12 protein-coding genes are annotated in these 14,699 nt (G+C 56.8%); 3 read left to right on the top strand and 9 right to left on the bottom strand.

The genetic code is table 11. The features are described from left to right. Nucleotides 1–71: 71 nt before the first annotated feature. Nucleotides 72–1,343, bottom strand: coding sequence for an ABC transporter substrate-binding protein (locus ACESLM_RS05585; protein WP_372630476.1), 1,272 nt, complete (start codon nt 1,341–1,343; stop codon nt 72–74). A 488-nt stretch (nt 1,344–1,831) separates the two neighbouring features. On the opposite strand from ACESLM_RS05585, the gene ACESLM_RS05580 reads away from it, so the two are divergent. Beyond that, on the top strand, nt 1,832–3,607 hold the full coding sequence (locus tag ACESLM_RS05580; protein ID WP_372630475.1) for an S-layer homology domain-containing protein: 1,776 nt from the start codon (nt 1,832–1,834) through the stop codon (nt 3,605–3,607). A gap of 17 nt (nt 3,608–3,624) precedes the next feature. Continuing rightward, nucleotides 3,625–6,219 carry a hypothetical protein gene (locus ACESLM_RS05575; protein WP_372630473.1) on the top strand — a complete coding sequence of 865 codons (2,595 nt, stop codon included), beginning with the start codon at nt 3,625–3,627 and terminating at the stop codon, nt 6,217–6,219. A 65-nt stretch (nt 6,220–6,284) separates the two neighbouring features. On the opposite strand, the gene ACESLM_RS05570 is transcribed toward ACESLM_RS05575, so the two are convergent. Beyond that, nucleotides 6,285–6,998 carry a GntR family transcriptional regulator gene (locus ACESLM_RS05570; RefSeq protein ID WP_372630471.1) on the bottom strand — a complete coding sequence of 238 codons (714 nt, stop codon included), beginning with the start codon at nt 6,996–6,998 and terminating at the stop codon, nt 6,285–6,287. A gap of 338 nt (nt 6,999–7,336) precedes the next feature. Here ACESLM_RS05570 and ACESLM_RS05565 point away from each other — a divergent pair, with 338 nt between their 5' ends. Next, complete coding sequence (locus tag ACESLM_RS05565; RefSeq protein WP_372630470.1) at nt 7,337–8,656, top strand: 6-phospho-beta-glucosidase; 1,320 nt, start codon at nt 7,337–7,339, stop codon at nt 8,654–8,656. A gap of 86 nt (nt 8,657–8,742) precedes the next feature. Here ACESLM_RS05565 and ACESLM_RS05560 read toward each other — a convergent pair whose 3' ends face one another. The 7 genes from ACESLM_RS05560 to ACESLM_RS05530 all read right to left on the bottom strand — a co-directional run bounded on the left by ACESLM_RS05560 (nt 8,743) and on the right by ACESLM_RS05530 (nt 14,639). Next, nucleotides 8,743–9,561 (bottom strand): carbohydrate ABC transporter permease, encoded by an 819-nt coding sequence (locus ACESLM_RS05560; protein WP_372630468.1) that lies wholly within the window; start codon nt 9,559–9,561, stop codon nt 8,743–8,745. Between the two features lie 17 nt (nt 9,562–9,578). Continuing rightward, the gene (locus ACESLM_RS05555) at nt 9,579–10,061 is read right to left on the bottom strand and encodes a carbohydrate ABC transporter permease (protein WP_372630466.1); all 483 of its coding nucleotides are present in this window, start codon (nt 10,059–10,061) and stop codon (nt 9,579–9,581) included. Beyond that, the gene (locus ACESLM_RS05550; protein ID WP_372630464.1) at nt 9,989–10,549 is read right to left on the bottom strand and encodes a carbohydrate ABC transporter permease; all 561 of its coding nucleotides are present in this window, start codon (nt 10,547–10,549) and stop codon (nt 9,989–9,991) included. Before ACESLM_RS05550 ends, ACESLM_RS05555 begins: the two co-directional genes overlap by 73 nt. Before the next feature lie 14 nt (nt 10,550–10,563). After that, nucleotides 10,564–11,883 carry an ABC transporter substrate-binding protein gene (locus tag ACESLM_RS05545; RefSeq protein ID WP_372630462.1) on the bottom strand — a complete coding sequence of 440 codons (1,320 nt, stop codon included), beginning with the start codon at nt 11,881–11,883 and terminating at the stop codon, nt 10,564–10,566. A gap of 25 nt (nt 11,884–11,908) precedes the next feature. Continuing rightward, nucleotides 11,909–12,694, bottom strand: a complete 786-nt coding sequence (locus ACESLM_RS05540; protein ID WP_372630460.1) for a tyrosine-protein phosphatase — start codon at nt 12,692–12,694, stop codon at nt 11,909–11,911. Nucleotides 12,695–12,721: 27 nt separating this feature from the next. Beyond that, nucleotides 12,722–13,546 (bottom strand): metallophosphoesterase family protein, encoded by an 825-nt coding sequence (locus ACESLM_RS05535; protein ID WP_372630458.1) that lies wholly within the window; start codon nt 13,544–13,546, stop codon nt 12,722–12,724. Between the two features lie 415 nt (nt 13,547–13,961). Continuing rightward, nucleotides 13,962–14,639: a uracil-DNA glycosylase gene (locus tag ACESLM_RS05530; protein WP_372630456.1), complete on the bottom strand. Its 678-nt coding sequence runs from the start codon at nt 14,637–14,639 to the stop codon at nt 13,962–13,964. Nucleotides 14,640–14,699 lie beyond the last annotated feature (60 nt).

Below are 14,699 nucleotides of genomic sequence, written 5' to 3'. Positions count from 1 at the left end.
CACCTCCATCATGCGAATGCCGCGGAAGGCCGGCGTCTCGATTATCGAAGAGACGCCGGCCTCCTTAACGATTATTTTTTAAGCGGAGCTATCGTCTTGTCCAGTTCGGCGAGCGCCTCTTCGGCTGTCTTGACTCCTCCCAGCACTTGGGATACGGCCATATTGAAGGCGTTCGCGATTTCTACGTTGTAGCCGATGTCCGGAGGGGATACGACCATCGAGGACGACTTCATCATGTCGATCAGGCTGAGCGACAGAGCATCGGTATGCTCCGTGTCCACACCGCCCTTGGCGATCGGCATCGCCCCCGCGTCGGCGAGCTGCTTGGAGGACTCCGGCGAGCTGTATTCGGCCATAAAATCGACGGCTAGCTGGAAATGGGGCGACTTGGCGTTGATGACGAAGCCGTTCTGAACGCCGAGCACGCTCGTCTGATCGCCCTTGCCGCCCGGCATGGCCGGGAGGTTGAAGTAACCCAGATCCAAATCCGGCGCGCTCTCCATCGCTCCGGAAACGAGCCAGCTGCCGATCGGATGCATGGCCGCTTGGCCGTTGAAGAACAGGGAGTCGGCCTCGTCGTCCGCGATCGCGTTGACGCTGTCGTTCAGATAACCTTTGTCCCACAGCTCCCGCGCATATCCGAAGGCGGCGACAAAGTCGGGGGAGTTGAACGGCTGCTCCAACTGCAGCGCGTCTCCGTAGGCCTGTTCTCCGACGACCCGGGAGACGAGGTGGGCGATCCAGTTGCCGCCCGGCCACAAGTCCTTGTTGCCGGAGACGATCGGCTTAATGCCCGCAGCCTTCAGCTTCTCGCAAGCCTCCAGAAACTGCTCCCACGTCTGCGGAGGCTCGACGCCGTTTTCGGCGAAAAGCTTCTTGTTGTACCAGATGATGTTGGAGACGTCGCTGGCTGTCGGGATCATGTAGGTTTTGCCGTCGAGCTCCATGCCTTTGAAGTCTCCTTCGGAGAAGACGTCCTTAAAACCTTCCTGCTTCAGCGCTTCGGTCAGATCGGCCGCATAGCCTCCTTCGATCCGGTTGCGAAGTCGCTCGCCGGCCCATTCGAAATAAATGTCCGGGGCGTTCGCGCCGCTCAGCAGGTTGGGCAGGCCCACGGATTGATAGATGGCGTCTTCTTGATAGTTCAGCTCGACTTTGATGCCGGGGTGGGCGTCTTCGTATTTGTCCCGGATTTGTTCCCAGACTTTAATAACTCCCTCGCCGGGGGACACCATCGCGATCCGCAGCGTAATATCGTCCTTCTTGGAGGAGGAGCCGGAGCATCCGGCAAGGGCGGTCGCGGCGATCAGCGTCGCGGCCAGTACGGTAAGCGTTTTCTTCATGGATAATGATCTCCCTTTTATCGTTTATTGGCATTGCTTCTTTCCGTTCTTTCCGCAGAGAGTCCATCGGGAGAACCCGATGCCCGACAGGCGAATGGCGCTCACCACCTTTAAGAATAAGAGGTCGTTTGTAGTGTTACAAATCGCTTATTCGGCTAATTTGTAGTAACAATATAATTGCATTGTATAGATCGTAACAACATATTGTCAATGAGTTTCTTCGGGTTTAGTAAGGATTTTAGCATTTTCATAACGGATTCATACGCTGTGGAAGTGCATATAAAAAGGAATCGTTTTTTATTACTACAAAATAAATATATTGACAATTTGTTATTATCATAAATAATTAAAGATGAAATGTTACTACAATTTGTTTGGGGAGGGGACGAGAGGAGGCTTGGATCTGGAACCGCTTTCGTGGATCGAGTCGAAACGGTATCGTGCTGCAAGCGGGGCTTGCCCCGGATAAAGCTAAGGGAGGAACGAATGTGAAAAGAACAATGCAAAAGAGCATCGCTATCGCCATGACGTCGGCTATGGTATTCGCCTTCGGACAATCGGCGAGCGCGTCCGCGGCCAAGGAGCCGATTCCGGCATGGGCTTCCGCAGAGATAGACTACTGGAAGGAGTCGGGATTGCTGAAAGGGGATCGCGACGGTCTGATTCGCCCGCAACAAACGATCAACAGAGCCGAGTTTATCGCTTTCGTGAACCGGGTGTTTAATTATAAGGCGAAAAGCGACAAGAAATTCGGGGATGTGGACGCTTCGGCTTGGTACGCCGAAGAAATCGCCAAGGCCCATGCCGCCGGCATACTGGAAGGCGACTCTCGCGGCAACGCCTCGCCTCTGGCGACGCTGACCCGGGAAGAGGCGGCGGTTATCCTGAAACGAGTGTTCGACGTCGCTTCCTCTTCCGCGACCGGCCCGAGGTTCGCGGACGACGAAGCGATCGCTTCGTGGGCGGCGTCGGCGGTGTATGCGCTGAAGGAAGCGGGATACGCGCAAGGGGCGGGCGGAGCGTTCCAGCCTAAAAAGGGGATGACTCGCGCGGAAGCCATCAAGATGATCAATAACATCATGGGCAGTCTGATCGCCGATTCCTCCGTTCACGAGAACGTGAGCTCGCGCAACGTAGTGATCAATACGGCCGGAGGCGTCCTGAAAGGAGCGAAAATATCGGGGGATCTGTACCTCGCTCCCGGAATCGGGGAAGGCGGCTTCACGATCGAAGATTCCGAGATCGAAGGCACGATCTATGTGCTCGGAGGCGGGGAGCAAGGCATCGTCCTTAAGAACAGCAAAGCCAAGACGGTCAAGATCAACAACCCGCTGGACACGCCAAAGCTCATTCTGAGCGGCACTTCGTCCGTGGACGGCATCGAGGCTTTGACGGGCGCTTCGATCGTCAACGATTCGGCTTCCCCGATCGGCAGCTTGAACGTTCGCGGCGGCGCATCGGGAGCAATTACCGTAAGCGGAGACGTCACTCTTCTGACGATAGATTCTCCCGCGGCCGTGAGCGTGGGCACGTCCCGGATCGGAACGCTTACGTTCACCAAGCAATCCGGCGGCGCCGAGGCCAAGCTGGACGGCCAGGCCCAAGTCGACAAGGTCGTCGCGGACGCCGGCGTGAAGGTGACGGGCTCCGGCAGCATCGGCGAAGCCATCATTAACGCGGAAGGCGCGATCTTCGAGAAAGCGCCGGGCAAGTGGACGCTGAACGCGAAGCGAGCGACGATCGCCGGCAAAGACGTCACGCAAAGCTCCGGCAGCGGAGGCGGCGGTGGCGGCGCAGGCGGAGGGGGCTCCGGCGGGGGGAACGATTTGAGCACGAAAATCTATAGCTACGATCAAGTGCTGAGTTTATTCGCCGAAACGGGCGCGTACGGCGACGCGAAGCAGTATGTGCGCTTCCTGAAGGATCCGACCTACGATCCGAATACGGCGAACACGGTGATCGGATCGACGCTGCCGAAATTCACGAACTCCCGCACGTTCGTCAATGGCGAGTATGACGTGAAGCCTTCCATTTTCGCTTCTCTGAGAAGCGTCAATACCTCCGTGCTGGATGTTCGCCGCGAGAACTTGTGGATCGGCACGGACACCGGCGTCACGAAAATCAATTTGGCGACGAATGCCATGACGGAATATACAGCGGAGAACAAGCAGCTTGCGGATAACAAAACGCTGCTTCTGATTTCGGATGGCGGCTCGGGCGTGTTCGCCATTACGGAGAACGGCGTATCGTACATTCGACAATAAGGAAGGGGATAGAACCAATGTTCATCACGACCACGCGAACCAAGATCATGGCGGGCGCCCTGGCGGCGGCAATGCTCTTCTCGCTTCCCGTCGCTCAGGCGTTCGGAGCGGCCGGCAAGCCCGCTGGCGCGAAATATCAGGCTTATCAATTAGAGGCGACGCCGGTCAAGCACGTCTCTTACTACAAAACGGGAGCGGCGTTGCCGCAGCCGATTGCTTGGGTGACGTCTAAAGAGGACCTGAAGTTCCTGCCCTCCGCGGTAACGGGAGACGTGACGAGCGCGATCAAGGACGCGGACGGCGTCTACTGGATAGGCACGACGAACGGGCTTCAGCGCGTCAACTTCAAGGAGAAGGAAGCTCGGGACATCGTTCAGTATATGGCCGGTCCCCGGTATTTGTATGGCGGAGACGACGTCGTCACCGGCCTGGCCAGCGACGGCAAGGGCGGCGTATGGGTGCGGACGGCCAGCGGAGTGACGCATATCGAAGTGCGGGTCAAAACGATTTACGAGAAAACGCACGTCTACGAGAGGCTGAACGATTCCGTACAGGATCGTCGCGGCATGGTAACGGGGACGGAATATACCTTTACGCCGGATCCGGGCCAGACGGGCATCGATTTCGATAAGGGGACGTTTACGTCTAATCCGAAGACCGACGACAATGACGGCTTGTGGACGTCTATGTATGCGATCGGGGAAATTTTCCGCTACCGGACGCTCAAGGCGGAGGGAGCAGAGCAGAGCGATATTGATGCGGCCAAGGCGGACGCGATTCGCGCAACGAAGGCGGTATTGCTGCTGGATTACGTCTCGGGGCGGGGCAACGGCTTCCCGGCGCGCTCCTACATGCTGACGTCCGAGAACGCGGCGCAGACTTCGACGGGCGACGACTACGGATTTCAGAGCCAGAACGGTTTCTGGTTCCATCATCGCGTGAGCGTGACGGATGCCGTCTATGCGGCCTCCAATCCGATCATTCCGACGATGCAGCGGAGCGACGGCGCGCAGCCGATCGGCTATGCGGTCGTTCGGGTGACTAAGGATGCGATCACGAAAAAGGGCAGCAGGTTATTCCCGTCCGGCGGCACCGATGTCATGAATTACAATGGGCTAGGCTTAAGCCAGGATGCGATTGACGCATTGAACGCCAATCGTCCGGTTGGGCAGAAGCTAGGCATCGACATTAAGACGAGAGTCGAAACCGTCGACGGTACGGACGTCTATCAGGTGCTGCCGGTCATTACAGCCAAGACGAACAATGCCAAGGCTGACGAGGACATGACGACCAGCGCCGGCAATCCGCCGCTGTTTCAGTTGACCGTACCGGTGTACGAGCGAATTCCGACCTTCTTCAACGATCTGTTCCCGCCAAGCGCCATTGGAGCCGACGGTTATATCGACATGAACCAGATCGTCTACAAGGCGGATACTTCTTCGGACGAAGTAGCGGGCCATTCCGCGCTGTTCTTCACGGCGTATCGGTACCTGTGCGACGACCTTTCGGACCCCGAGCTCGTCCAATTGAAGCATTATGTGGCCGAGGCGACCGACCGCATGGCCAACTTGATCCTGAAGAACGATCATTATTATATCGAAGACGCGACGGGTAAATCCACGCAATGGTCCCGTTGGTTGGCCAAGTATTTCAACGACGGCAAAGGCGTCATGGAGAGCCAGCCTCAGTGGTCCTCCCAAGTAGGCGTGGACGCGGACGGGAACGATGCGCTGTCTTACGGCTTCGAGGACGGCCCGCTTAACGCGCTGCAGCTGATGGCGTTTCTGAAGACCGCGTCCTACGTAACCGCCGAGCAATATCCGCTGGATTCGGCCAAGTTTCAAGCCGCTTACGATATGGCGTTCGATGCGCAATACAGTAAAGCCGAGCCGTACGTAAACGGTAAAGGATATATTCACATGGCTCAGGAATATATCGAGCGCAGGCTGATCCGCCAGGCGACGAACGCTTACAATAATAACGACAATGTTCCGGTGACCAGAGACAACATCAGCTATCCCGTTCTTACCAATGGCATGAAAGAAGCCGACAAAGCCCAGATGGATTCGAACGCCAACGCAACCGTGCATCAAGACTGGACGCAGTATATCAACTATTCCGACGAAGAGCTCGGATGGTTCCCGGTCTATCAGCTGATTTTGCAGGAGCAAGATCCGGCTAGGCGCGCGGAGATCGTCGCCGCATTCGATCAATGGTACGCAAACGAGGTTCGCGAAGAGAATCCGTTCTACACGTTCCTCTATCAATTGGCGCACCCCGAGGATACGACCGTAGACATCGCGTCTGCCGTTCGCTACATGTACCGCATGCCGGAATATTTAATTTCTTTCCCGATGCAGTATAACCGTCAAGACGTCTTCTTCATTGAAAACGGCGACCGGGACAAACTCGACAAGCAGGTGAACTACGCCCTGCCGACGGACGAACGGCGGGTCATGAAAAACAACGGCAATCCGTTCCGTACCGACAACGGCAAGTACAGCGTCGATCCGAACTACAACTACACGTACAAGACGATGGAGAGCGGAACGATCGTTACGCTGCCCTATTGGCTGGGCCGCTACTTCGGCATCATCGAGGAAGCGAAGTAAACCGGCGCCTAGGCTGCGCAACGCACAAAAAAAGAGGGGGTTTCCCCTCTTTTTTGCGGTCGCGGTCAGAAGAATCGCTCGATCGTATAGTTCGGAAAGTCGCCCCGGAAGACGCCGAAGCTGTATTCCAGCGGGGTGTTGTCGGACAAGTAGGTGAACGTCTTGATCTGCAGGCATGGAGAGCCTTCCTTGACGTGAAGCAGCTTCTTGGCGATTTTGTCGGCGAGCACGGGCTTTAATTGCTCGACTGCGCGATGCACCTTCAGGTTGTATTTGGTTTCCAGGAAATCGAACAGGGAGCCGTCCTTATAATCGTTGATCAGGCCGGGAGCCATGCTCCAAGCGATGTGGGTTCTCTCGTACAGCAGCGGTTCGTTGTCCGCGTAGCGCACTCTGAGCAACTGGTTGATCGGGGCGCTCGGGGGGATGTGAAGGAATTCGTCCAGCGGCGTTTCGGCGGGTATGACTTTGGCTTCCAGCAGCTTGCTCCGGGGCTCCTTGCCCTGCATGAGAACGTCCTCGGTGAAGCTGCGGGTCTGAATCAGCTGAAGCTCCTTCCGCTTGACGAACGTGCCCTTGCCCTGGATGCGTTCCAGTATGCCTTGAAACTCCAGTTCGTTCAGTGCGAGCCGTATCGTAGTCCGGCTGGCGTTGTACATGACGCATAGCTCGGCTTCCGTTGGCAGTTTTTGTCCAACGCTGTAAATCCCTGTTTGGATTTGCTTGAGCAGCTTCTCTTTAATGTTAAAGTACAAGGAACTATTCTGTCTCTTTGTCACTACAAATTTCCTCCACGCGTTCATTTGAAGATAGTATAGCACAGTGCATATTCATAGTAAAAGAGCACATATTTTTGCATGACGGTTTACTAGAAAGGTTATTACAAATTATCAATTTACCAGAATATAGACAAGTGAAAATCAAAGACAAATTTCAAAGAAACAGCGGATCAGTCTATCGTCCTCGTGGAATATTCGTTGACTAAATGTTACTACAAATAGTACAATTGAGTTAATGTAGTAACAAATTAAACAAAAAATGATAGAAAGATCAAACCGCTCGGCGGATGCAGAGAGAGCCGGACAGAGATCCGGCGCAAGCGGAAAGGAGCATGGGAATGGCGCGGAAAGAGCATTTAAAAGTAGCCGTTATCGGAGGAGGTTCCTCCTATACCCCGGAGCTGGTGGAGGGGCTGATCAAACGCAGGAGCGAGCTGCCGGTCAAGGAGCTGTATCTGGTCGACGTCGAAGCGGGCAGGGAGAAGCTGGAGATCGTAGGCGCGCTTGCGCGACGCATGGTCGAGAAAGCCGGGGCGGATATTCGGATTTATCTGACGCTCGACAGGACGGAGGCGATCCGGGGGGCCGATTTCGTTACGACGCAGCTGCGGGTCGGGCAGTTGGATGCCAGAGGCCGGGACGAGAGGATTCCATTGAAATACGGCTGCATCGGACAGGAGACGACGGGAGCGGGCGGTTTCTCCAAAGCGCTCCGGACGATTCCGGTTATTCTCGACATCTGCAAGGAGATGGAGGAGCTTGCCCCGGACGCATTCCTGCTGAACTTCACGAATCCGGCGGGCATCGTCACGGAAGCCGCTCTGAAATACAGCAAGATCAAGACGATCGGCTTGTGCAATCTGCCGATCGGACTGCGGATGCAGATCGCGGAGTTTTACGGAGTCGACGCGTCCAAGGTGCATATCGAGATGATCGGCATCAATCATCTGAACTGGACGACGAAGATCGTCGTCGACGGGGAGGATGTGTCCGAGTCGTTCCTCGCCAAGGCGGCGGGAGCGAAGGGACTGACGATGAAAAACATTTCCGATCTGGAGTGGGACGGAGATTTCCTTCAGTCGCTTGGCGCGCTGCCTTGCAGCTATCATCGCTACTATTACATGAGAGACGATATGCTGGCCGAACAAATGGAGGATCTGGGGACGGACGGGACGAGAGCCGACGTCGTGAAGCGGGTAGAAGCGGAGCTGTTCGAGCTGTACAAGGATCCGATTCTCGCGATCAAGCCGCCGCAGCTGGAGCAGCGGGGCGGAGCCTATTACTCCGAGGTCGCCGTTAATCTGATGTCCTCGATCTACAACAACAGGAAGGACATCCAGACGGTGAACGTGCGCAACAACGGCATTATTCCGTTCTTGCCCGACGACGTTTCCGTCGAAGTCAATTCGCTTATCGACGCGGAAGGGGCTCATCCCATACAGCTCTCCAGAAGCGTAGGTCCGGAAATTCGCGGCTTGATGACATTGGTGAAAGCTTACGAAGAGCTGACGGTCGAGGCGGCCGTGCATGGCGACCGCAAGAAGGCTTTGCAGGCGTTGGCGCTGCACCCGCTGGTCGGCACCGCCGAGCTGGCGCGCAGCATGCTGCGCGACATTCTGGAGCAGCACGAAGCCTATCTGCCGCAGTTCCGGCAGTAGCCCCATACGTCCCGAACATCCCGCCCGAAGCGCCGCAGCGCGTCCAAGCGGGATTTTTGGCCTTGCCGTAGGATAAGCGCCGGCCGTCATTTGATGCCGAACCGGACGAACGAGTCGACGATCTGACGGCGCAGAACGAGGTAGAGGAGCAGAATCGGCAGGCACGATACGGCGGTCGCCGCCATCATCGAGCCCCACATGTTGGTATCCGAGTTGACGAACATCCGGAGACCGATCTGCAGCGGGGCGTTCTCCATCTTTTTCGTGATCAGCATCGGCCATAAGTATTCGTTCCAGCCGTTAATGAACAGGATGATGCCGAGCGAGGCGACGGTCGATTTGATGTTGGGCAGAATGAGCCTTGTCAAAATGCCGAAGTCGCTTTGCCCGTCAATGCAGGCGGCCTCGATCAGCACGCGAGGGAACGAGTTGAAGCTCTGGTAGAGCGACAGAATCGCGAAGGTCGAGACGGCGAACGGCAGTACGATTCCGATCAGCGATTCGTTGAAGCCAAGCTGATTCACGAGCACGTAGTTGGGGATCATGACCGCTTGAAAAGGGATCAGCCAGGTTAAACTCAGCAGGGCGAAAATAAATCCCTGGCCACGGAATCTCCAGCGAACGAGCGCATAAGCGGCCAGCAGGCCGGTCGCGAGCTGGGAGGCGGTCAGCAGCGTCGCGACTCCGAACGAATTGAACATCATCCGAACGATCGGCATCTGCTCGAAAGCGTACGTGTAGTTGCTGAAAATCGGCTTAAGAGGAATCAGGGAGGACGTGAAAATCTCCGATTCGTTCTTGAACGAGGAATTCAGCATCCAGTAGATCGGGAACAGGGCGATCAGGCACATGATGGCTAGCGCGGCATGCTGCACGATCGCGAGTCCCGAAAATCGTTTCTTCATCGGGGGCTCCTCCCGTTCTAGTTGTCGTAAAAGGAATACCTTCTGGAAAGCTGATTCAACGTCAGCGAGATGACCCCGAACACGATGAAGAAGAGCAGGGCGGCCGCGGCGCTGAAGCCGGCGTTCAAGTTGGAGAAGGCGTACTTGTACATCTCGTAGTAGACGTTGGTCGACGTTCCGTAAGGGCCGCCCGTCGTCAAAATATCGATATAGGCGAACGTCCACTGGCTGGAAAACAAAATGCTCATCGTCAGCATGAACAGGATCATCGGCGACAGTAGCGGAACGGTCAGGCGGTAAAACTGCTTCAGGCTGCCGGCGCCGTCGATCGCCGCCGCTTCGTAATATTCCCGGTTGATGCCGGTGAGCGCCGCGGAGAACATAATCGTGCTGAAGCCGACCATTTTCCAGCCGGTGATGAACAAGATCAGCCATTTCGCGAAGCTCGGATCCGAGAAGTAGGCGATCGGCTGGCTGATCGCTCCGAGCCGCAGCAGCACGTCGTTGACCAGTCCGTTGGACGGGTGGAACAGCCAGCGCAGATGGCGCTGACCGACACGGGAGCGAGAATCATCGGCACGAAGAAAAGCGCGCGGTAAACCTTTTTCATTCGGCCTTCCATCTGGTGAGTAACGGATGCCAGCAGAAGCGGGATCAAGATGGAGAAGGGCAGCAGGCCGGCCGTGTAGAACAACGTGTTGCCGATCGATCCGATAAAGCTCTTGTTCTCCATCAGCCTCGCGAAATTATCAAAGCCGACGAATTCCGGCGTCGTTCCCGGAACCATGCCCCACTTGTGGAAGGCCAGATAAAAAGTGTTCAACAGCGGGCGGTACATCCAGATGCCCAGCAGCAGCAGCGCGGGCAGAAGGTACAGATAAGGCTTCAGCTTGCGCCAGAGCTTCGCTCCGTTCAGGCTTCTATTCCGCGCGATCGACGGCTTCCCCGGCAAAGGGGGAGCATAGGAGGTTTCTAGTGCTTGGCTCATCGCAGTTCCCTTCTTTACTGAATCATCTTGTTAATTTCGTCCGCGGCCTTCTGCAGCGTCTCGGCAACATTGCTGTCGGAGATGACCGACTTGCCGATCGCGTCGGAGAACAGAGTCGTAATCTCCGAAGCGTATTCTCCCGGCCAGATCGCGACAGGGTGGATATGCTTCAGCTGTTCGAGGTTGATCCGGTAAAGCGGGTGTTGATCGATAAAATCTTTCAGACCGTTCGGGTCGTCCGCCAGCGCCGTACGCAGAGGCAAATAGCCGATCTCCGAGGTAATGATCGTATAGCCGCGGTCGCTGGTGACGAACTTAATGAACTCCCACACGGCGGCGTTCTTCGCCGGGGTGTCCGGGCGCACGGCAAGCATGCTTCCGGAGTTGACCGGAACGGACTTCTTGTCGCCGAACTGCGGCAGGCCTGCTCCGTAGACGTCCCAGCCGCCGGCTTCGGACGCTTTGCGAATACCGCTGTACAGCGCCGTCGAGGTGATGTACATGCCCATATTGCCGGCCATGAATTGCTCGGCCAGCTCGGCTTCCGCGCCTACGGCGTGGGCGCCGTTCTTGTACATATCCTGCCACATTTCGATCGCTTCGACGGCTGCCGGCTCGGAGAATTTGACCGATTTGCGGTCTTGGGCAAGCACCTCTCCGCCGTTGCTCAGAATTAGGCCCTCGGTCGTCCAGCCGTTGTTCGGGGCGAGGCCAAAGCCGTCTTTGCCCGTGGCCGCCTTGATCTTCAAGGACGCTTCCTTGATGTCGGCCCACGTCTTCGGCGCGTTGGCCGGGTCGAGCCCGGCGTCGCGGAACAGCTTGCCGTTCATGAAGACGATCGGCGTGCTGAACGTAAAGGCGAGGCCGTACATTTTGCCGTCGATCTTGCCCAGTTCAAGCGCGTTCGGCTCGATGCCTTTCAGATGCTCCTCAAGCTGCTCCTTCGGAAAGACATCTTCGTAAGCTTTGAAGCCCAGGTTCAATCTGGAGGCGTCCAGCGTGCTGAACGTATGCTGCACGATGTCGACCGCCTTTCCGGCGGAGATGTCCGCTTTATATTGCTGGAAAGTCGGATCGGCGACGGCTTCGACGATAACGCCTTTTTCTTGGCCGATCGTGTCGTTGAACTCCTGGATGAGATGCTCCATGCCGGCTTTCATCGTCGGCGCGGCCAGACTGTAGGAGTAGAACGTGATTTTGGTCGGATTGGCGGGGTCCAGGGCGGCTTGCCCGGCTTCGTTCGAAGAGCCGGCCGCTCCGGCTCCGCAGGCGCTCAGGCCGATGGCGGTTGTCGCCGCGAGCAGCGCGGACAATCCTTTGTGCATGCGATTCATGGATATAAACCTCCCGAATAGGTGTCTATTCTAGACAGTGAGATTGGATTCGTTGCCGGACGGCCTCGTCAATGCCGAATTCCGTCTCCAGGTATCGCTCGAAAGTGCCGTAGCTGGTCAGAATGCTGTTCATGGACGCGTCCAGATAACGAGGCTGCAGTTCCATCGTTTCCCGAAAAATTTGCAGTTCTTCTTCGTTGATATACTTGGAGACCGCGTCGTACATTTGTCCGTGATAATCAGCCAGCGTAACGTTGGAGAGGAGATAGTCCTCCATTACGGTTTCGTAGGGAACGCCGAGCGTCAGCAGGATCAGCATGCTGCCGACTCCGGTGCGATCGCGTCCGCCCGCGCAGTGATGCACGAGGGGCAGATGGGCTTCCGGCTCGCGCAGCAGCGCCATCAGTTGCTTGTACGACGGGTTGTCTATCGGCAAGGAAGCATAGAGCCGGAGCAGCATGTCTTCTCCGAACATCTTGTGCAGCCCTTTGGCGAACAGATCTTCGATCGACAGATGGGGCTGGTCTTCGGCCGCCGCGTTAGCGGGAACGCGGGTGAGGATGGCATTGCCGATTTGCGGGTCGGGCTTCTGCTCGGCTTCGACGCGATTGCGGTAGTCGAAGACGCTCTTCAGGCCGATCGATTCCAGCAGCGCGATATCTTCTTGCGTTAATCCCGTAAGCTCTGCCGCGCGGAACAGCAGCCCGGATTTCACCGTGCGTCCGTCTTCGGCGCGCAGGCCGCCCATGTCGCGGAAGTTGAACGCGCCGCTCAGCGGAAGCAGGCATTGCGGCATAAGCGGTTGAGTCATCGTGTTCGTTCTCTCCTTGAAAGTCGTTTAATGTTGCGTTGCGAGGGCCGCGAAGGAAAATTTGAAAAATTCGGTTCCGCTCGTCGGCAGGGCGACCGTCTGAATAGATACTCCCTCTCCCGGACTTACGGAGACGATGTTGTAGCTGCAGGCGTCGACCATGCGGAAGTGTTCAGCGTCGGCCATTTCGCCCGCAAACGCGGTGCCTGCCGCGGCGACGTTAAGGACGCCGTGGTACAAGCCGATGTTGTTGGAATGCACGTGGCCGGCCAGGACGGCGACGACGTCGGTACCGGACAAGGCTTGTCCGACCTGTTCCCGGTTCGCGAGGATGTGGTCTCCCAGCACTCCGCCGATGCTCAGCAGCGGATGGTGAAGGCCGATGACCGTGCCTTTCGGAGCCGGGGTTTGGAGCTCTTGCTTCAGCCAGGAGAACTGCGTCTCGTCGAGATTGCCGTTGTGGCTGCCCGGTACTTGCGTATTCAGGCCGATCAGACGCAGGCCGTCGATCGTGTGCGAATAGTAGTAAGGTTCTTCCGAAGGCTGTTCGCCGAGATACCCTTCGCGGAAAGGGCCGCGGTGATCGTGGTTGCCGAGCACGACGTGGACGGGAGCGCCGATCCGCTCGGAGCCTTCGTCCAACAGCTTGCGGATGTGGGCGTAGTCTTCCGCGTCTCCCTCATGGGACAAGTCGCCGGTAATGAGGACGAAGGCCGGCGCGATTCCGGTCTCTTCGATGTGGCGGAACACTTGGACGACTTTGTCGGCGAGCTGGAACTTGGCGAACTGTCCGTCTTTGCCGGGAGCGTTCATGTGCGTGTCGGTCAGATGGACGAATTTGACGGGTTTCATATCGGGGTAACCTCCAGATGAATTCGAATTTGAACTCTTGTACACAACAATTATTGATCTTGTATGTAAGTCGGGTATAAACCTGGCTGCGGAATTTTGTAAAAAAACACGGCTCGAATCGGCCTGTTGCCTGATGGGCAGGAGATACTCGACAGAATCGATTAACGGGGAGGCAAACGAGGCAAATGGGCAGGAGATACTCGACAGAATCGATTAACGGGAGGACGGACGAGGCAAATGGGCAGGAGATACTCGACAGAATCGATTAACGGGGAGGCAAACGAGGCAAATAGGCAGGAGATACTCGACGGAATCGATTATCGGAGAGGCAAACGGGGCAAATGGGCAGAAGAAAAGGCCGCCCCCTCATCTGGCGATGACGAAGGGGACAGCCTCGGTGAAGCGGTAAGTATTATTAGACCGAAGGAATCTGCCAGTCGATCTCTTTCTGGCCGGTCTCCCGCAGGAAGGCGTTGCTCTTCGAGAACGGGCGGCTTCCGAAGAAGCCCGCATGGGCGGACAGAGGGCTGGGGTGGGCGGACCGGATGACGCAGTGGCGCTTCCCGTCGATGAAGGAGGCTTTCTGCTGCGCATGGCGGCCCCACAGGATGAACGCCATCGGCGTCTCCCGTTCGTTCAGGCACGCGACGATGCGGTCGGTGAATCGCTCCCAGCCGAGGCTCTTATGCGAGTTGGCTTCGCCCTGCCGCACGGTCAGCACCGCATTGAGCAGCAGCACGCCTTGCTTGGCCCAATGCTCCAGATGGCCGTGGTTCGGAATGTCGCAGCCAAGGTCGGCCTTCAATTCCTTGAATATATTCTGAAGCGAAGGGGGCTGCCTGACGCCCTGCTGAACCGAGAAGCTGAGCCCATGGGCTTGTCCCGGGCCGTGGTACGGGTCCTGCCCGAGAATGACGACCTTCACTTCCGAGTAAGACGTCCAGTGCAGCGCTTGGAAAATCTGATAAGGATTCGGGTAGACGACCTGTTCCCGATATTCTCCGGCCAGGCGCTGTCTTAACTCCTGATAATAGGGTAATTCCATCTCGGGGTGGAGCAGATCGCCCCAATCGTTGTTAAATAGAACGGCCATGCCAAGCTTGTCTCCTCTCTAGAAAATGTCCAGCGCGATCGGACAATGGTCGCTGCCCAG

It is taken from the genome of Cohnella sp. (genome assembly GCF_041641335.1).
Classification (GTDB): Bacteria; Bacillota; Bacilli; order Paenibacillales; family Paenibacillaceae; genus Cohnella.
The sequence above is the reverse complement of the archived record's forward strand: the minus strand, read 5'-3'. Positions and strand labels throughout refer to the sequence as shown.

Bases quoted from the DNA above. Each gene is read 5' to 3' on its own strand.
- ACESLM_RS05585 (WP_372630476.1), bottom strand. From the start codon at position 1,343: ATGAAGAAAACGCTTACCGTACTGGCCGCGACGCTGATCGCCGCGACC.
- ACESLM_RS05575 (WP_372630473.1), top strand. From the start codon at position 3,625: ATGTTCATCACGACCACGCGAACCAAGATCATGGCGGGCGCCCTGGCG.
- ACESLM_RS05565 (WP_372630470.1), top strand. From the start codon at position 7,337: ATGGCGCGGAAAGAGCATTTAAAAGTAGCCGTTATCGGAGGAGGTTCC.
- ACESLM_RS05560 (WP_372630468.1), bottom strand. From the start codon at position 9,561: ATGAAGAAACGATTTTCGGGACTCGCGATCGTGCAGCATGCCGCGCTA.
- ACESLM_RS05550 (WP_372630464.1), bottom strand. From the start codon at position 10,549: ATGAGCCAAGCACTAGAAACCTCCTATGCTCCCCCTTTGCCGGGGAAG.
- ACESLM_RS05545 (WP_372630462.1), bottom strand. From the start codon at position 11,883: ATGAATCGCATGCACAAAGGATTGTCCGCGCTGCTCGCGGCGACAACC.
- ACESLM_RS05540 (WP_372630460.1), bottom strand. From the start codon at position 12,694: ATGACTCAACCGCTTATGCCGCAATGCCTGCTTCCGCTGAGCGGCGCG.
- ACESLM_RS05535 (WP_372630458.1), bottom strand. From the start codon at position 13,546: ATGAAACCCGTCAAATTCGTCCATCTGACCGACACGCACATGAACGCT.
- ACESLM_RS05530 (WP_372630456.1), bottom strand. From the start codon at position 14,639: ATGGCCGTTCTATTTAACAACGATTGGGGCGATCTGCTCCACCCCGAG.